This window comes from Shumkonia mesophila (genome assembly GCF_026163695.1).
GTDB lineage: Bacteria > Pseudomonadota > Alphaproteobacteria > Rhodospirillales > Shumkoniaceae > Shumkonia > Shumkonia mesophila.
Genome location: NZ_JAOTID010000005.1, coordinates 307162 through 323503 on the forward strand (window position 1 = coordinate 307162; position 16342 = coordinate 323503).

Sequence of the window (16342 nt, forward strand, 5' to 3'; positions counted from 1 at the left end):
CGGACGGCCGGCGCCGGCCTCGGCGGCGGCAATCCGCCCGGTGGAGCGATGGTCCGACCCGTTTCCGACCTGGAATTCAGTGCCTTGATGGCGGCGCTCGGCCCGTTCGAGCGCCACGCCCGTATCGCTGTCGCCCTGTCGGGCGGCCCCGACAGCATGGCGCTCTGCGTGTTGGCCGATGCCTGGGCGCGCCGCCAGGGCGGCCGCGTCGTCGCGTTGACGGTCGATCACCGGCTGCGGCCGGACTCCACGGCCGAGGCGGCCGCGGTCGGCGACTGGATGGACGCTCTCGGCATCGAGCATCGGATCTTGACCTGGGAAGGGACCAAGCCCCTGGCTGCCATCCAGGCCAAGGCGCGAACCGCCCGCTATGACCTGCTGGCCGGATGGTGCCGGCGGGCCGGCATCCTTCATCTGGCGCTGGCCCACGAATTGGAGGACCAGGCGGAAACGCTCCTGATGCGCCTGGCGCGGGGCAGCGGGGCGCACGGCCTGGCCGGCATGAGCGCCATCAGCGAAACGGCGGGGGTGCGCATCCTGCGTCCGCTGCTCGCCGTCGAACGGGCCCGCCTGGCGGCGACGTTGCGCGCGCGCAAGCAGCCGTGGGTCGAGGACCCATCGAACCGCGATACGGCCTACGCGCGCGTCCGCGTCCGCCAGTGGCTGCCGGCCTTGGCGCAAGCGGGATGCGGCATGGCCCACCTGAAGCGGTTGGCCGAAACGTTCGCCGCCCGCCGGGCGGAAGGCGAGGACGGGATCGCCGGCCTGCTGGCCCGCGCGTGCCGTCTGTCTCCGGCCGGACATGCCGCGCTCGATCCGGCCGCGTTGGCGGCGGCGGCGCCGGCGACGGCGCGGGGCGCAGTGTCGCGCGTCCTCTGCACGGTCGGCGGCGGCGCCTACCCGGCCGCCCGCGACAAGGTCGACGCGCTGTGGTCGTGGATGGCCGGGGGCGCCGGCCCGTCGTCGGCGACGCTGGCCCGGTGTCGATTGCTGCGCCGGGCCGGCGAAATCGTCGTCTGCCGGGAAGGCCGGCACCTGCCGGCCCCCGTCGCCGCGGGGGCGGGCGAAAGGGTCTTCTGGGACGAACGCTTCGACATCGAGATGGCCGATCCCGCGACCGGCAACGGTGCCGCCGTGGTCGGCGATGCGATGCTGGTTCCGCTCGGCCGCGAGGGGTGGGCCGAGGTCCTCGACCGGGCGCCCGACCGGCGGCGGTCGTCCATTCCTCATCCGGCCCGGCTGACGTTGCCCGCCCTTCGCGATTCGGCCGGAATTGTCGAGGTTCCTTTTCTCGGCTACCGGCGACGCCGGGACGAGGAGGCGCCGAGTTTCTTCAAAAAGATCGTTTTTTCGCCGCGAAACTCCCTCTCGGGTGTAGGGTTTTGCCTTGCGCCGGGGGTTTCGCATACTATCTGATGAGAAGCGGTAGGACGGCGGGGTCCGCCGCGCCGTGTGCGGTTGTCGAACCGGCCGATGCAGGAAGGAAGCTTTCGTGAATTTTAGCCGCAATCTGGCACTGTGGATCGTCGTTGCGCTGCTGGTGTTTGCCCTGTTCAACCTGTTCCAGGGATCGCCCAGCCGGGGACCGGAAAACAGCTTGGCCTTTTCCGAATTCGTGAGCGAGGCGAACCGCGGGGAGATCCTGGACGTCACCATCCAGGGCAAGAAGATCACCGGGCACTATCGCGACGGCCGGAGCTTCGGCACGTATTCGCCCGACGATCCAAACCTGGTTCCGCAGCTGATCGAGCGCGGGGTGCGGATCACCGCGGTGCCGGCCGACGACGGGACGCCGACCTTCTGGGGCATCCTGATTTCGTGGTTCCCGATGCTGCTTCTCATCGGCATCTGGATCTTCTTCATGCGCCAGATGCAGGCGGGCGGCGGCAAGGCCATGGGCTTCGGCAAGTCCCGGGCGCGGCTTCTGACCGAGAAGACCGGGCGCGTGACCTTCGAGGACGTGGCCGGCATCGACGAGGCCAAGCAGGAACTGGAAGAAATCGTCGAGTTCCTGAAGGACCCCCACAAGTTCCAGCGCCTGGGTGGCAAGATTCCGAAGGGCTGCCTGCTGGTTGGCCCTCCCGGCACCGGCAAGACCCTGCTGGCCCGCGCCATCGCCGGCGAGGCCAACGTGCCGTTCTTCACCATCTCGGGCTCCGACTTCGTCGAGATGTTCGTCGGCGTCGGCGCCAGCCGCGTGCGCGACATGTTCGAGCAGGGCAAGAAGAACGCGCCGTGCATCATCTTCATCGACGAGCTTGACGCCGTCGGGCGCCATCGCGGCGCCGGCCTGGGCGGCGGCAACGACGAGCGCGAGCAGACCCTGAACCAGTTGCTGGTCGAGATGGACGGCTTCGAATCGAACGAGGGCGTGATCCTGATCGCCGCCACCAACCGGCCCGACGTTCTCGACCCGGCGCTGCTGCGTCCGGGACGGTTCGACCGCCAGGTGGTGGTGCCCAATCCCGACATCCTGGGCCGCGAGAAGATCCTCAAGGTCCACATGCGCAAGGTGCCGCTGGCGACCGACGTCGACGCCCGCGTCATCGCCCGCGGGACGCCGGGCTTTTCCGGTGCCGACCTGGCCAACCTGGTCAACGAGGCCGCGCTGCTGGCTGCCCGGGCCGGCAAGCGTCTGGTCAGCATGACCGAGTTCGAGGCCGCCAAGGACAAGGTGATCATGGGTGCCGAACGGCGCTCCATGGTGATGACCGATGAGGAGAAGAAGCTGACCGCCTATCACGAGGCGGGGCACGCCATCATCGCGCTTTACGTTCCCAAACACGATCCCCTGCACAAGGTGACAATCATCCCGCGCGGCCGGGCCTTGGGCGTGACCATGTCGCTGCCCGAGCGCGACCGCTATGGCTATTCGAAGCTGGAGCTGGAATCGCGGATCGCCATGACCTTCGGCGGACGCGTCGCCGAGCGCCTGGTGTTCGGCCCCGAGAACATCACCACCGGCGCCGGCAACGACATCAAGCAGGCCACCGAAATGGCCCGGCGCATGGTCACCGAGTACGGCTTCTCGGAAAAGCTCGGGCCGCTGCGCTATACCGACAACGAGGAGGAGGTCTTCCTCGGCCATTCGGTGACGCAGCGCAAGAACGTTTCCGACGCCACGGCCAAGCTGATCGACGACGAGATCCGCCGGCTGATCGACAACGGCGAGATGCTGGCGGAAAAGATCCTGACCGAGCATCGCGACGATCTGGAGAAACTGGCGGTGGCGCTGCTGGAATACGAGACGCTGAGCGGCGAGGAGGTCAAGGCGCTGCTGCGCGGCGAACCCATCGTGCGCCCCACCGCCGACGACGAGCCGACCCCGACGCCGCGCGACAGCAGCGGCCGCAAGTCGTCGGTACCGTCCGCCGGCAAGGCCAACAAGGGACCGCAGGGCGGCCTGGAGGCCGAGCCCCAGCCGGGGTCATGAGCCGAGCCACCGGCCGCCTCAAGAAAGCCGAGGGCCCCGCGTTTCCGCGGGGCTTTCTGCATGCGGGCGACGATCCGGCGGCGCGGGTCTATGTCCGGCCGCTCGATGGAGCGGCCTTTGCCGCGTGCCGGCCGCGGCACTGCGAGGTGCTGATCCGTCAAGCCGAAGGGACCGCTTCCCTCACCGCGCCGACCGGCGAGATCGTCGCCTGGGCGGCGGCGGAGGGAGACGGCCTCGCCCGCCACGTCGCGGCGACGCTGGACGCCATCGCCGCCGTGCGGGCCCCGTTCGCCGGCCTGGCGGCGGACAGGCCGCTCGTCATGGGGGTCATCAACGTCACCCCCGACAGCTTTTCCGACGGCGGAGAGTTCCTGGAGGTCGGGCTGGCCATCGAACACGGACGCCGGCTGGCCGCCGAGGGGGCGGACATCCTCGACGTCGGCGGCGAATCGACCCGTCCGGGAGCGGCCGCGGTCTCGCTGGAAAGCGAGATGGCCCGGGTGCTGCCGGTGGTGCGCGCCCTGGCGGCGGAGGGCTTCGTCGTTTCCGTCGACACCCGGCGGGCCGCCGTCATGAAGGCGGCGCTTGAGGCCGGCGCCCGCATCGTCAACGACATCACCGCGCTCGCGGGCGAAACGGCGTCCCCGCGGGTGGCGGCCGGGGCGGCGGCGCCGGTCGTGCTCATGCACATGCAGGGCGAGCCGGGCACCATGCAGAACGATCCCCGCTACGCCGACGCCGCGCTCGACGTTTTCGATTACCTGCGCGATCGCATCGCGGCGTGCGAGGCGGCGGGCATTCCCAGGCAGCGTATCGCCGTTGATCCCGGCATCGGTTTCGGCAAGACTGTTGCCCACAACCTGCGCATTCTCGGCCGCCTGGAGCTTTTCCTCGGCCTGGGGTGCGTGACCGTGCTGGGAGTATCGCGCAAGAGCTTCATCGGGCGACTGAGCCGCGGCGAGCCGCCGGCGGAGCGGCTGGCCGGATCGCTGGCGGCGGCGCTGGCCGGGGCCGCCAGGGGGGCTCATATCCTGCGCGTCCACGATGTGGCGGAGACGCGCCAGGCGCTTGCCGTGTGGCGGGCCATCGCCGAGGCCGAGACGGTACCGGCCTGAGAATTCCCGCTGCGGTCGGGTCGTCGTAAGAAAGAGTTGGCAAAGCGGCGGCTCTGATGTACCTCCCGGCGCACGGGATTTGATCGGTCTGGGCCATGACACGGAAATATTTCGGAACCGACGGCATTCGAGGCACCGCCAATCGCGAACCGATGACCGCCGAGACGGCGCTCAAGGTCGGGATGGGGGCGGGGGTCCATTTCACCAACGGCAATCACCGCCACCGTGTGGTCATCGGCAAGGACACCCGCCTTTCCGGCTATCTGATCGAGCCGGCGCTGACGGCGGGGTTCATTTCCATGGGGATGGACGTCTTCCTGGTCGGACCGCTGCCGACGCCGGCGGTGGCCATGTTGACGCGCAGCCTTCGGGCCGACGTCGGGGTCATGATCTCGGCCTCGCACAACCCGTTCCGCGACAACGGCATCAAGCTGTTCAGCGGCGACGGCTTCAAGCTGTCCGACGAGGTCGAGGCGGAAATCGAACGGCGGATGGGCGAGGACATGACGGCCCTTTTGGCGCCGTCGGAGAACCTGGGCCGGGCGCGGCGCGTCGACGACGCCGTCGGCCGCTATATCGAGCACGTCAAGCAGACGGTGCCGCGCGGCGTGCGTCTGGACGGGCTCAAGATCGTCGTCGATTGCGCCAACGGCGCGGCCTATCGCGTCGCCCCCGAAATTCTGTGGGAACTGGGCGCCGAGGTGATTCCGGTGGCGGTCGATCCCGACGGCTTCAACATCAACGAGAAGTGCGGCTCGACCCACACCGAGACGATGCGCAGCCAGATCCTGGCCCACGGCGCCGACCTCGGGCTCGCGCTCGATGGCGACGCCGACCGCGTGCTGATGGCCGACGGCAACGGCAACCTGATCGACGGCGACCAGATGATGGGCCTGATCGCGACCCGGTGGGCGGCCGATGGGCGGCTGGCCGGCAACGGCGTGGTGGCGACGGTCATGTCCAACCTGGGGCTTGAGCGCTATCTGGAAGGGCAGGGGCTCTCCCTGGTGCGCACGCCGGTCGGCGACCGCTATGTGGTCGAGCACATGCGCGAGCACCGCTTCAACCTCGGCGGCGAGCAGTCGGGGCACATCATCTTGGGCGATCACTCGACGACCGGCGATGGCCTGATCGCCGCCCTGCAGGTGCTCTCGGCGATCGTCGTCACCGGCCGGCCGGCCGGCGAGGTCTGCCGGGTGTTCGAACCGATGCCCCAGGTTCTCAAGAACATCCGCTTCAAACAGGGGGCGCCGCTTCAGAACGCCCGCGTCAAGTCGGCCATCGCCGACGCCGAAAGCCGACTGGACGGCGTCGGCCGGCTTTTGATTCGCAAGTCGGGGACCGAGCCATTGATTCGTGTCATGGCGGAAGGCGAGGACGCGGCGCTGATCGAGGCGATCGTCGACGAGTTGCTGGAAGTGATCGGCGACACTGCCGGCTGACGGGACATCGGGGATGCTGGGACCATCATGAAGGGACGCGTGCTGATCATTGCCGGCTCGGATTCGGGCGGCGGTGCCGGAATCCAGGCCGACATCAAGACGGTGACGGCGCTGGGCGGCTATGCCATGACCGCGATTACCGCGTTGACGGCGCAGAATACCCAGGGCGTCTTCGGCATCCACGACGTGCCGCCCGACTTTGTCGCCCGGCAGCTGGAAGTGGTGCTGGACGACATCGGGGCCGACTGCATCAAGGTCGGCATGCTGCATCGGCCGGACGTCATCAATGCCGTCTGCGACGTGCTTCAGAAAATGGTTCCCGAAGTGCCCATCGTCGTCGACCCGGTGATGGTAGCGAAGGGCGGCGCCTCGCTTCTCGAAACCCAGGCGGTGGCCACCCTCAAGCGGCGGATGATCCTGCTGGCGACCGTGCTGACGCCGAACATTCCCGAAGCGGCGGCCCTGACCGGGATGAGGATCCGCGACCGCGAGACGGCGTTGGCCGCCGGCATGATGCTGTCCACCCTGGGGCCGAAGTACGTGCTGGTGAAGGGCGGCCACATGGAGGGCGACACCATCGTCGACCTGCTGTTCGAAGAGCGCCATCTGCTGGAGGCCTTCGAGGGGCCGCGCCTGCCCACCGCCAACACCCACGGAACCGGTTGCACCACGGCCTCGGCCATCGCCACCGGCCTGGCCCAGGGCATGAGCGTGCGCGACGCGGTGGCACGGGCGCGGGCCTATGTGTTCGAGGCGATCCGCACCAACCCGGGGTTCGGCCACGGCCACGGCCCGTTGAACCACGGCCACACCGTCAAGCCGTTTACGGCCTGATTGCCTTTCGTCATGCTGGCGATGAACCGCGCCGCGTCGCTCAGACGACGGCGAACGGTTGGTCGGGCGCGCTTCGCATCAGGTCGGCAACGACCGTCAGCCCGCGCTCCAGATCGTCGCGCGTTGCCGGGCTGCCCAGGCAGATCCGCAATGCCTGCGGCACCATGCCGGTGACGGCGAAAGGCTTGGCCGAGATCAGCCGCACGTTGCGGGCGGCCGCGCGGCCGACGAAGTCGTCGGCGCTCCACGGCGCGGGAAGGGGCAGCCAGATGTGTGAAGTCCCTGGCGCCGAATGGAAGGGAACGCCCGCCAGGACCCGTCTCGCCACATCAAGGCGGGCCCTCGATTCGCTGCGGTGCTGGTTGGCGAACGCGTCGACCGTTCCATCGGCGACCCAGCGGCTGACCACATCGGCGGCCAGGGGATTGGCCATCCACGTCGTCGTGCGAACCGTCTCGGCGACGGCATCGGTCATGCCTTCCGGACAGACGACAAAGCCCAACCGTAGAGCCGGCATCATCGATTTCGACGTGCTGGAGATATAGTAGGTGGCTTCCGGAAGAAAGGTGGCCAGGGGTTTCGGCGGGCTATCGTGGAGGAAGCCGTAAACGTCATCCTCGACGATGGTGACGCCGTTTTCGCGGGCAATGGCCGCAATTTCGGCCCGGCGCGATTCTCCCATGACGGCGCTGGTCGGGTTCTGATAGGTCGGCACGCAATACAACGCCTTGGCATCGCCCTTGCGACAGGCGGCTTCAAAGGCATCGGGCCGCAATCCCTCGCCGTCGAGAGCGACACCGCGCAGGCGCAGGTGCAGCACCCGGGCCACGGCGATGATGCCGGGATAGGCGAGTTCCTCGGCCAGCACCACATCGCCCGGCCGGCAGATCGAACCGAAGACAACCGTCATGGCGTGCTGAGCGCCGGAGGTGACGACAACCCGTTCGGGTGGCACGTGGACCCCGCCGCGGGCGGCCAGGGCGGCCATCGCCGCGCGATGGCGGGGGTTGCCGGCCGCCGGCTGATAGCGAAGCAGAAGGTCGACGTTGGCGTCGGCGGCGAGTTCGGCGGCCGTTTTGGCGTAGCGCGCCGCCTGTCCGGCCTCCGTCGGAAAATTGAGGCTGAGATCGACGATCCCCGTTTCCTCGTCTTCGACGATACAGAACGGCACGTTGCGCTTGCTGTCGGCGCCGCGGATGAAGGTGCCGCGTCCGACCTCGCCGGTCACCAGGCCGCGCCGCTCGGCCTCGGCATAGGCGCGCGTGACCGTACCGACGGTAAGTCCCAGATCGAAAGCCAGGATGCGCTGCGGCGGCAGACGGTCGCCGGCCTTGAGCTCGCCCCCCTCGATGCCGGCAACCATGGCGTCGGCGATGGCGAGATAAAGGGGGCCGGTGTGATGCGATAGGTCAGGCTTCCATATTGTCATGGATACAATAAATACATTGACGGTGAAATTGTGTCAATACATCTTCGGAATATCGATACAATTTCGGGATATGTGTGATGGACACAAGAAATTGTACCCGTACAATTTCCGGGGGCTTTCTTCCCTGGGCCTACCGAGTTTGTGGTCCAGCGGTGGGGGCTTGGCTGAAGGGTGCACGCGGATGGGCGCTCGAGAAGGTCGCAATTTGGCAACAGCGGCAACGCTATCGCGCCTACTTGGCCGCCATGGGCGAGCGCGAACTCCGCGACGTCGGGCTTTGCCGCACGGATGCCGAGCGCGAGGCCAATCGCGCCTTCTGGCGGCCGCCGGCGATCGACGAGGCGTCGCGCGGCCGGACGCCATGGACCTGAAGGGGTGACGGTGGAACGGCTTGATCGGACGGTGGGCTATGCCGTATCGAAGGAGAAGGCCGAACAGCCGGGGAGACGGACAATGACCGAGGAAATTTTCCGGAAAGACGCTTACGCAAAGACGTGCGCGGCGACCGTCACGGCGATCGACGGTCGCGGCATTCAACTGGACCGCACCGTCTTCTATGCGACCGGCGGCGGCCAACCGGGCGACGCCGGCACCTTGCGCCTGGGCGACGGGCGAAGCGTCGCCATCGTTGAGGCGCGCCGCGATCGCGAAAGCGGGGACCACCTGCATGTGCCGGCCGAGGGGGCGCCGCGGCCCGAGGTCGGCGCCGCGGTGACGGCGGAAATCGACTGGCCGCGCCGCCACCGCCTGATGCGCATGCACACCGCCATGCACCTGCTGTGCGCCCTCATCCCGCAAGGGGTGACCGGCGGTGCCGTCGGCGAGGACAAGGGCCGCCTCGACTTCGATCTTCCCGACACGGTGCTGGACAAGGAGCAATTGACGGCGGCGCTCAACCGGCTGATCGCGGAAGACCACGCCGTCGAGACCCGCTGGATCACCGATGCCGAACTGGCGGCCAAGCCCGACCTCGTGCGGACCATGTCGGTCAAGCCGCCGACCGGCGGCGGGCGGGTGCGACTGGTCGAAATCCAGGGGGTCGACCTGCAGCCCTGCGGCGGCACCCACGTGGCGCGTACCGGCGAGATCGGACGGGTCTCGATCGGCAAGATCGAGAACAAGGGCAAGCACAATCGCCGCATCACCCTTCACCTTGAGGACTAGACGATCATGGGCTCTTCATCCAACGGCGTTTCCTATGCTGTCGAGGGCGATCTGAGCGCGGCGGAGTTCATCGACGTGCTGCGCCGCTCGGGTTTGGCCGAGCGCCGGCCGGTCGACGACCCCGGCACCATCGCCGCCATGCTGAAGAACGCCAGCCTGACCGTTTGTGCGCGCGACGATGACGGGCGGCTGATCGGTGTCGCCCGGTCGCTGACCGATTTCGCCTATTGCTGCTATCTGTCCGACCTGGCGGTCGACCGCGCATGGCAGGGGCGGGGCATCGGGCGGCGCCTGATGGACCTTACCCACGAGAAGGCCGGGGGCGCCAAGGCAGTGACCCTGCTGCTGCTTTCGGCCCCCGGGGCGATGACCTATTACCCTCAGGCCGGAATGGCCCATTTCGACAACTGTTTCGGCCGCCGCCGCACGGGTTGAAAGGAAAGACGATGAAACTCTCCCTGTTCCAGATCGACGCGTTCACCGATTCCGTTTTCTCGGGCAATCCGGCGGCGGTATGCCCGCTCGACGCGTGGCTTTCCGACCAGCAAATGCAAGCCATTGCCGCCGAGAACAATCTTTCGGAAACGGCCTTTTTCGTGCCGAAAGGCGATGGCTTCGGCCTGCGCTGGTTCACGCCGACTTGCGAGGTCGACCTGTGCGGGCATGCGACGCTGGCCACCGGCCACCTGCTGCTCAACCGGCTGGAGCCGAAGCGGCCGGCGGTCACTTTCGAAACCCGCAGCGGACCGCTGACCGTCAAGCGGGAAAATGATCGGCTGGTCATGGACTTTCCCGCCAAGCCGGCCGCCGAGACGGCGCCGGACGCCGGCCTCGTCGCGGCCGTCGGTGGCGCGCCCGAAAAGGTGCTGGCCGCCGACAACTATCTGATGGTCTACGCCTCGGCGGCCGAGGTTCGCGAATTGCGCCCGCGCATGGCGGACCTGGTGGCCTTCGGGCCGCGTGGCGTGATCGCCACGGCGCCGGGCGAGGATTGCGATTTCGTTTCGCGGTTCTTCGCGCCGGCGCATGGCATTCCGGAAGATCCGGTCACCGGCTCGGCCCATTGCACGCTGATTCCCTATTGGTCGGCGCGCCTCGGCAAGGCCGACCTGCACGCCCGGCAGATTTCCCGGCGGGGCGGAGAGTTGTTCTGCCGCGACGAAGGCACGCGCGTCAGCATCGCCGGCCGCGCCGTCCTTTACCTGGAAGGCACCATTTTTCTCTGACGGGGACACACGCTTGGCCGTGCGGCCCTTTCAATCCCCAGGCGATTTCTGGGGCGGGCGGCCAAATCGCTGGGCCGCGGCGTCGGCCGCATGCACCCGGCTATCGGCGGCATGGTGTGTCGCATGGGAATGGGAAGCCCCCGAGCCGCCTGTCGGATGTCCGGCGACGTGGCCTTCGCGCTCCAGGCGTTTGAGCCGGTCGCGGTGACGTCTCTCCTCGCGGAGCCGCTCGAGACGGATCTTGCGGCGGGTGAACACCGCCCCGGCCGCCAGGGGCGGGCCGAAAAGGATGATCAGCCGCTGTGTCCACAGAAGGGCGACGTCCCACGACTCCTGGCGCAGCAGCGCCGACGTGCACTGATATCGCTCGTTGCCCGTTGAAAACCGCTCCTGGCAGTCGCTCAGGCCCAAGTCCAGTTGATGGCGGCGCTGAACCTCGGCCTCGGGACCGGGAGCGGTCAGGAACAGCGCCAACGTCATGGAAATCATCCAGACCGCGCTCAGCAGGGCCAGTCCGCGTTTAAGAGTCCGTTGGCGCATGCGCGCTTCACCTTGACCGAAACGCCATCGGCGCAGGGTAACGACTTCTCGCCAAACGTCAATGAATTGGGAGGACCGGCAAGCTCCGGAGGGTGGCTGCGGCACCCCGGAAAAAACGTGGATTAATAGAATGTTAGGACTCTCTCCGCTATCAGTTTACTATATTTTGCGCCTGTTCTTGGCGCACAAGCAACGAGGCGCCCGGACATTTCGCGGGTTTCGGCGACGAGGATGGAATCGTGAAAAGACAGTTTCTTCGCTATGCCGTCTGTCTTATGGCGGCCGCAAGTGTCGGCGCCTGCGGCATGACAAAGAATAGCGAAATCTTGAAGGACGAATTCTGGGCGTCCAGCCCCATGAAGGCAAACACCGAGGCGGAACTCGGCCTGGCCGCGCTTGGCATGGGCAACTACGCCGTGGCCGAGGCCCATTTTCGCAAGGCGCTGACCGCCGAGCCCAAGGACGTCCACGCCCTTATGGGCATGGGAATCCTTTACCAGAACACCGGGCAGGTCACCAAAGCCAGGGAGATGTATGAGGCCATTCTGGCCATCCGTCCCGACGCCTCGCAGCAGTTTGTCGTCTGGAACACCAACAACACCCGTCCGGTCTCCGAAATCGCCAGCCTCAACCTGGCCCTTCTCGAAAGCAGCGGCGTTGCCGCCGGGGCTAAAAATGGCGCCTCAGGCTCACCTGCCGGCGTCGCGGGGGCCCCCACGGTGGCGGCCATGATGGGGCGCGCCGCGCCGGGCGCCGCTGTCGACGCTTCGGCGCCCGGGGTGCCGTCGGCCCCGGTGATGTCCGTTCTCAGCGAGGGCGACACCAATATCGTCACCCGTTTCAGAATCATGCGCTCGCTGCGCGATGAGGGGCTGATCACCGGCGAAGAATACGCGAAGCGCCGGCAGGCCAACCTGGGCGCCCTGCTGCCGCTGACCTCGCCGCCGCCGGCGGCCGGCCTGGACCGGCCTGTGCCCAGCAACGAGCAGGTCGCCGGGCGGTTGCGCGCCATCGGCCGGGCGTTGGAGATGCGGGCGATGACGGTCAGCCAGCACGCCGCCGAACGGGGGATCATCCTCGATGCCCTGATGGCGTCGGCGCCGGTGGCGGTGGCCAACCCCGGCCAGCCGCCGAAGGGTCTGATGGAGGCCGCCGACGCGGTGCGCCGGCTCGAGGCGTTGCAGGCCGAGGGGCTGGTCTCGTCGGATGAACACGCCCGCGAGCGGGCCGCCATCGAAAGGGCATTGCAGGCGATGCCGTCAGCCAAGCCGGCCGCCCAAACCGCCGATGCCGGCGGGGCGGCGACGGCGGACAAGACGGCAAGCGCCCCGGCCGCCAAAGGAAAGGGGCCGCAGCCGGCGGTGCATCTGGCGTCCTATAAGTCGCGTGCGGCGGCCGATCGCGGCTGGACCGAGTTGAAACGCGCCCATAAGGATCTCTTGAGTGCGCTGTCGGCCGAGGTCACGACGATCAATCTCGGTCCCAAGGGGACCTTCTACCGGCTCAACGCGGGGCCGCTGGTCGACCGCAACGGCGCCGCGGACCTTTGCGGCAAGCTCAAGCGCCGCCGCCAGTACTGCGAGCCGACGTTCCTAAGCGGCGGCTGAGCCGGGCGTCGCGGGGGCGGCAACGAATATCGATGTGAGAGAGCGGCCGGGAGAAATCCATTCTCCCGGCCGCAGCCTGTCAGGCGTCGACGACTTGAACGACGTTCTCGGCGGCCAGGGCATCGACCTCGGCGGCGCTGTATCCCAGCAGATCCTGGAGGATGGGCCGCGTGTGCTGGCCCAGTTTGGGGGCCGGTTCGGCCGGCAGCGTGGGGTTGGCCGACAGGTGGGGAACCGTGCGCGCGAACTTGATGCCGTCCACCTCCATCAGCATGCCCCGCGCCTCGACGTGGGGATCGGTGAAAATGTCTTCCGCGGTATAGACGGGCCCGGTGGGAACGCCGGCCCCGTTCAGGCTGTCGACCGCCTCGGCGCGGGTCTTGCCGGCCAGCCAGCCCTCGATGATCGGGCGCAGGAACTCGGCGTTCTCGGAGCGGGCCGGGGCCGTCTTGCTGCGTTCGTCCTCGATCAGGTCGGGCCGGCCGACCGCTTCGGCCAGGCGGCTCCAGATGGTGTTGTCGGGGACGTTGAGGGCGATGTAGCCGTCCTTGGTCTGAAAGGCGCCGCGCGGCCAGACGTTGCGCAGCCGCCCGCGGCTGGTCACTTGGCCCGATACCGAGTAGACGGCCAGCGCCTGCTCGCTCAAGGCCAGCATGTTGTCGAACATCGAGGAGTCGACCAGTTGGCCTTGGCCGGTGCGTTCGCGGGCGAACAGCGCCTGCATGACGCCGTAGGCGGTGACCATGCCGGTGTAGATGTCGGCCATGCCGTAAATCGTCCACGACGGCGGCTTATCGGCGAAGCCGACTTGGTGCATGATGCCGCCCATGGCCTCGGCGACGATGTCGAAGGCCGGACGGTCGGAATAGGGGCCCTTGAAGCCGGGCATCCGCCCAAATCCCGAAATGACCGCCCAGATGAGGCGCGGGTTGAGCTTGCGCATGTCCTCGAAGCCGAGACCCTGGCGATCCATCGAGCCCGGCCTAAGGTTCTCGACCACCACGTCGGAGGTGGCGACCAGTTTCTTATAGATCTCCTGTCCCTTCGGCGCGGCGATGTCGAGCGCGAGGCTCTTCTTGTTGCGATTATAGCCCATAAAGCCGGCGGCTTGTTTGACGCCCCCTTTCTCGACGAAGGGCGGGATCGATCGGCGCGGGTCGCCCTTGCCGGGCCGTTCGATCTTGATGACCTCGGCCCCGGCGTCGGCCAACAGAAGCGTGCAGTACGGGCCGGCCATATACTGTTCGAGGCCGGTGACCCGAATGCCGGTGAGCGGACGATTCATGGATGTTTCCTCCCTGGCGGTTTTTGCGGCCGGCGCTCAGTCGCCGATCCATTCGACGAGGGTCGAAACCCCCATGCCGACACCGACGCACAGCGTGGCCAAGCCGTAGAACGGCCGCTTGGCGGCGGGCGCCCGGCGCTGCATCTCGTGCATCAGGGTGACGATGAGCCGGGCGCCGGTGGCCCCCGTCGGGTGGCCCAGCGCGATGCCGCCGCCGTTGACGTTGGTGTTGGCGGGATCGAGGCCGAGCTTGCGCATGCAGCCGATGGCCTGGGCGGCGAAAGCCTCGTTGAGCTCGATCAGCCCGATGTCTTCGACCTTGAGGCCGAGGCGCTTCAGCAGCTTTTCCGTGGCCGGCACCGGGCCATAGCCCATGACGCCGGGATCGACGCCGGCCACCGCCGAGCCGACCCAGCGCAGCTTGGGCTTCAGCCCCAGTTCCTTGGCCTTCTCGCCGCTGGTCAGAAGCAGCGCGGCGGCACCGTCGTTGATGCCGCTCGAATTGCCGGCGGTCACCGTGCCGCCCTTGCGGAAGGCGCCCGGCAGCTTGCCCAGCTGTTCGAGCGAGGTGTCGAGCAGATAGTGGCCGTTCTCCTTGCGGTAGCGCGGGTGCTCGTCGGTATCGACGACGGTGTCGCCCTTGCGGCCGGGCACCACGATGGGGAGGATCTCGTCCTTGAAGCGGCCGGCGTCGATGGCGGCGACCGCCCGACGCTGGCTTTCGAGCGCAAAGGCGTCCTGCTCGGCGCGGCCGATCTGCATTTCCTGGGCGATGTTTTCGGCGGTCTCGCCCAGGCTGACGATTGGATAAAGCGCGTCGAGGCGCGGGTTGTTGTAGCGCCAGCCGACCGTGGTGTCCCACACCTTGGGATGGCCGGTCACCGGCACCTTCTCGGGCTTGGGCATACTCCACGGCGCCCGGCTCATCGATTCGACACCGCTGCCGATGAAGACGTCGCCCTCACCGGCGATGATCGCCTTGGCGGCCTGGTTGACGGCTTCCAGCGCCGAGGAGCAGTTGCGGTTGAGGGTGACGCCCGAAACTTCGACCGGGAAGCCGGCCAGCAGGACCGACATGCGGGCGACGTCGCGGTTGTCCTCGCCGGCCTGGTTGCCGCAACCGGCGTAGACGTCCTCAAGCAGTGCCGGGTCGACGCCGGTGCGCGCCATCAGGCCCTTGTAAACCTCGGCCAACAGGTCGTCGGGGCGGACGCCGGAAAGTCCGCCGCCGAATCGGCCGATCGGGCTGCGGACGCCGTCGATGATCACAACTTCCTTCATGAATGGTCCCCTGGCTTGGCTGGCGGGCCGGCATGGGGCGGCCCGTTTTTGGCCGGGTGATGCCCCGGCGGATTGATGGTTGCCTCCGGCCCCGACACGGCCGGCTGGGCCCGGCCGGTGCAAGGGCACCGGCGCAGTATGGCGCAGGCGCGATCGAGGCTCAAGGAATGAGCGGTCGGGCCGCGGCTAGCGGATCGTCTCGACCGGCATTCGCGGCTGGACGGTCCCGGTTGGCGTGCTCGCCGGGGCGCCGTGGGGCGACACGGTGATGGAGATTTCCGAGCCGCGGATGGTGCGGGCCTGGACCTGGATGGTGACGACCCGTTCGGCGCGCGTGTAGGTCAGCACGCTGGTGGCGGCGCGCACCGAGGTCACCTCCTGCCAGCCGAATCCCGGCAGCCCCTCCCGATAGAAGGTGAACATGTCGCCGGTGCTGTGCGGGGTGTTGATGACCAGCCGGCCGAACCAGGCTTCGCCGGTGCCGAAGATCAGGGTGCGTTCGACGTCGATGTCGCCGGCGGCGGGCATTGGCATGTCGGGGAAGGTGGTGAAACCGGCGACGGCGCCGGCCGAATTGGCGGTGCCGCCGCCGGCCGGGGCGGCGATTCCCATCTTCTGGCCGCATCCGGCGGCGGCCAGGCTGGCCGCGATCAAGGTGGCGCGAATCGCCACATCCCATTTTGCCATGACGCTCTCCCCTTGCGGGCCGCAAAACCGTCGACACTGCCCTCGACGCAAGCCCGGAAAAACCTATATCATTCAATTCGCGAGAGGCCAATCTTCCGTCGACGGCCGGGCCGGAGTTGTTTTTAACGGGGTCTCTCGATATAATTCGCGTTCTGTCCCGATCTTTGTTTGACAACGGTGGATCGTTGGCGTAGAACCCCGATCCCACGAGCGCGGCAGTCGCGCCGTTTCGTTCTTTGACATAGTTGGATATTGAAGGGATACGCGGGCGGCGGTCTTGGGTCTGGCTGTGAGAGGCT

At 67.8% G+C, this 16342-nt stretch carries 15 protein-coding genes; 10 read left to right on the top strand and 5 right to left on the bottom strand.

Translation table 11 applies throughout. The features are described 5' to 3' along the window. The first annotated feature begins 48 nt into the window (after positions 1-48). The 5 genes from tilS (at position 49) to thiD (ending at position 6824) form a co-directional block, all read left to right on the top strand. Entirely contained in the window at positions 49-1416 is a 1368-nt protein-coding gene (gene tilS, locus ODR01_RS11320) for a tRNA lysidine(34) synthetase TilS (RefSeq protein ID WP_316977761.1), read from the top strand. A gap of 76 nt (positions 1417-1492) precedes the next feature. Next, positions 1493-3433 carry an ATP-dependent zinc metalloprotease FtsH gene (gene ftsH / locus ODR01_RS11325; protein ID WP_316977762.1) on the top strand — a complete coding sequence of 647 codons (1941 nt, stop codon included), beginning with the start codon at positions 1493-1495 and terminating at the stop codon, positions 3431-3433. Next, positions 3430-4548, top strand: a complete 1119-nt coding sequence (folP, locus tag ODR01_RS11330) for a dihydropteroate synthase (protein WP_316977763.1) — start codon at positions 3430-3432, stop codon at positions 4546-4548. Before ftsH ends, folP begins: the two co-directional genes overlap by 4 nt. Before the next feature lie 95 nt (positions 4549-4643). Then, complete coding sequence (glmM, locus tag ODR01_RS11335) at positions 4644-5990, top strand: phosphoglucosamine mutase (protein ID WP_316977764.1); 1347 nt, start codon at positions 4644-4646, stop codon at positions 5988-5990. A 27-nt stretch (positions 5991-6017) separates the two neighbouring features. Then, complete coding sequence (gene thiD, locus ODR01_RS11340) at positions 6018-6824, top strand: bifunctional hydroxymethylpyrimidine kinase/phosphomethylpyrimidine kinase (RefSeq protein WP_316977765.1); 807 nt, start codon at positions 6018-6020, stop codon at positions 6822-6824. A gap of 40 nt (positions 6825-6864) precedes the next feature. Here the strand turns inward: thiD and ehuR are convergent, their stop codons facing one another. Further along, positions 6865-8253: a MocR-like ectoine utilization transcription factor EhuR gene (gene ehuR / locus ODR01_RS11345; protein ID WP_316977766.1), complete on the bottom strand. Its 1389-nt coding sequence runs from the start codon at positions 8251-8253 to the stop codon at positions 6865-6867. A 152-nt stretch (positions 8254-8405) separates the two neighbouring features. Here ehuR and ODR01_RS11350 point away from each other — a divergent pair, with 152 nt between their 5' ends. From ODR01_RS11350 to ODR01_RS11365, 4 genes are all read left to right on the top strand, one after another. Beyond that, complete coding sequence (locus ODR01_RS11350) at positions 8406-8624, top strand: DUF1127 domain-containing protein (protein ID WP_316977767.1); 219 nt, start codon at positions 8406-8408, stop codon at positions 8622-8624. Positions 8625-8706: 82 nt separating this feature from the next. Beyond that, positions 8707-9417 (top strand): alanyl-tRNA editing protein, encoded by a 711-nt coding sequence (locus tag ODR01_RS11355; RefSeq protein ID WP_316977768.1) that lies wholly within the window; start codon positions 8707-8709, stop codon positions 9415-9417. A 6-nt stretch (positions 9418-9423) separates the two neighbouring features. Beyond that, positions 9424-9852 carry a GNAT family N-acetyltransferase gene (locus ODR01_RS11360; protein ID WP_316977769.1) on the top strand — a complete coding sequence of 143 codons (429 nt, stop codon included), beginning with the start codon at positions 9424-9426 and terminating at the stop codon, positions 9850-9852. A gap of 11 nt (positions 9853-9863) precedes the next feature. Next, the gene (locus ODR01_RS11365) at positions 9864-10643 is read left to right on the top strand and encodes a PhzF family phenazine biosynthesis protein (protein ID WP_316977770.1); all 780 of its coding nucleotides are present in this window, start codon (positions 9864-9866) and stop codon (positions 10641-10643) included. A 30-nt stretch (positions 10644-10673) separates the two neighbouring features. On the opposite strand, the gene ODR01_RS11370 is transcribed toward ODR01_RS11365, so the two are convergent. Continuing rightward, complete coding sequence (locus tag ODR01_RS11370) at positions 10674-11183, bottom strand: hypothetical protein (protein ID WP_316977771.1); 510 nt, start codon at positions 11181-11183, stop codon at positions 10674-10676. Between the two features lie 356 nt (positions 11184-11539). Between ODR01_RS11370 and ODR01_RS11375 the strand changes: the two genes are divergently transcribed. After that, positions 11540-12790 carry an SPOR domain-containing protein gene (locus tag ODR01_RS11375; protein ID WP_316977772.1) on the top strand — a complete coding sequence of 417 codons (1251 nt, stop codon included), beginning with the start codon at positions 11540-11542 and terminating at the stop codon, positions 12788-12790. Between the two features lie 79 nt (positions 12791-12869). Here ODR01_RS11375 and ODR01_RS11380 read toward each other — a convergent pair whose 3' ends face one another. From ODR01_RS11380 to ODR01_RS11390, 3 genes are all read right to left on the bottom strand, one after another. Continuing rightward, positions 12870-14075: a CaiB/BaiF CoA transferase family protein gene (locus tag ODR01_RS11380; protein WP_316977773.1), complete on the bottom strand. Its 1206-nt coding sequence runs from the start codon at positions 14073-14075 to the stop codon at positions 12870-12872. A gap of 36 nt (positions 14076-14111) precedes the next feature. Further along, positions 14112-15356, bottom strand: coding sequence for a thiolase family protein (locus tag ODR01_RS11385; protein WP_316977774.1), 1245 nt, complete (start codon positions 15354-15356; stop codon positions 14112-14114). A 186-nt stretch (positions 15357-15542) separates the two neighbouring features. Beyond that, positions 15543-16043 carry a hypothetical protein gene (locus tag ODR01_RS11390; RefSeq protein WP_316977775.1) on the bottom strand — a complete coding sequence of 167 codons (501 nt, stop codon included), beginning with the start codon at positions 16041-16043 and terminating at the stop codon, positions 15543-15545. Positions 16044-16342 lie beyond the last annotated feature (299 nt).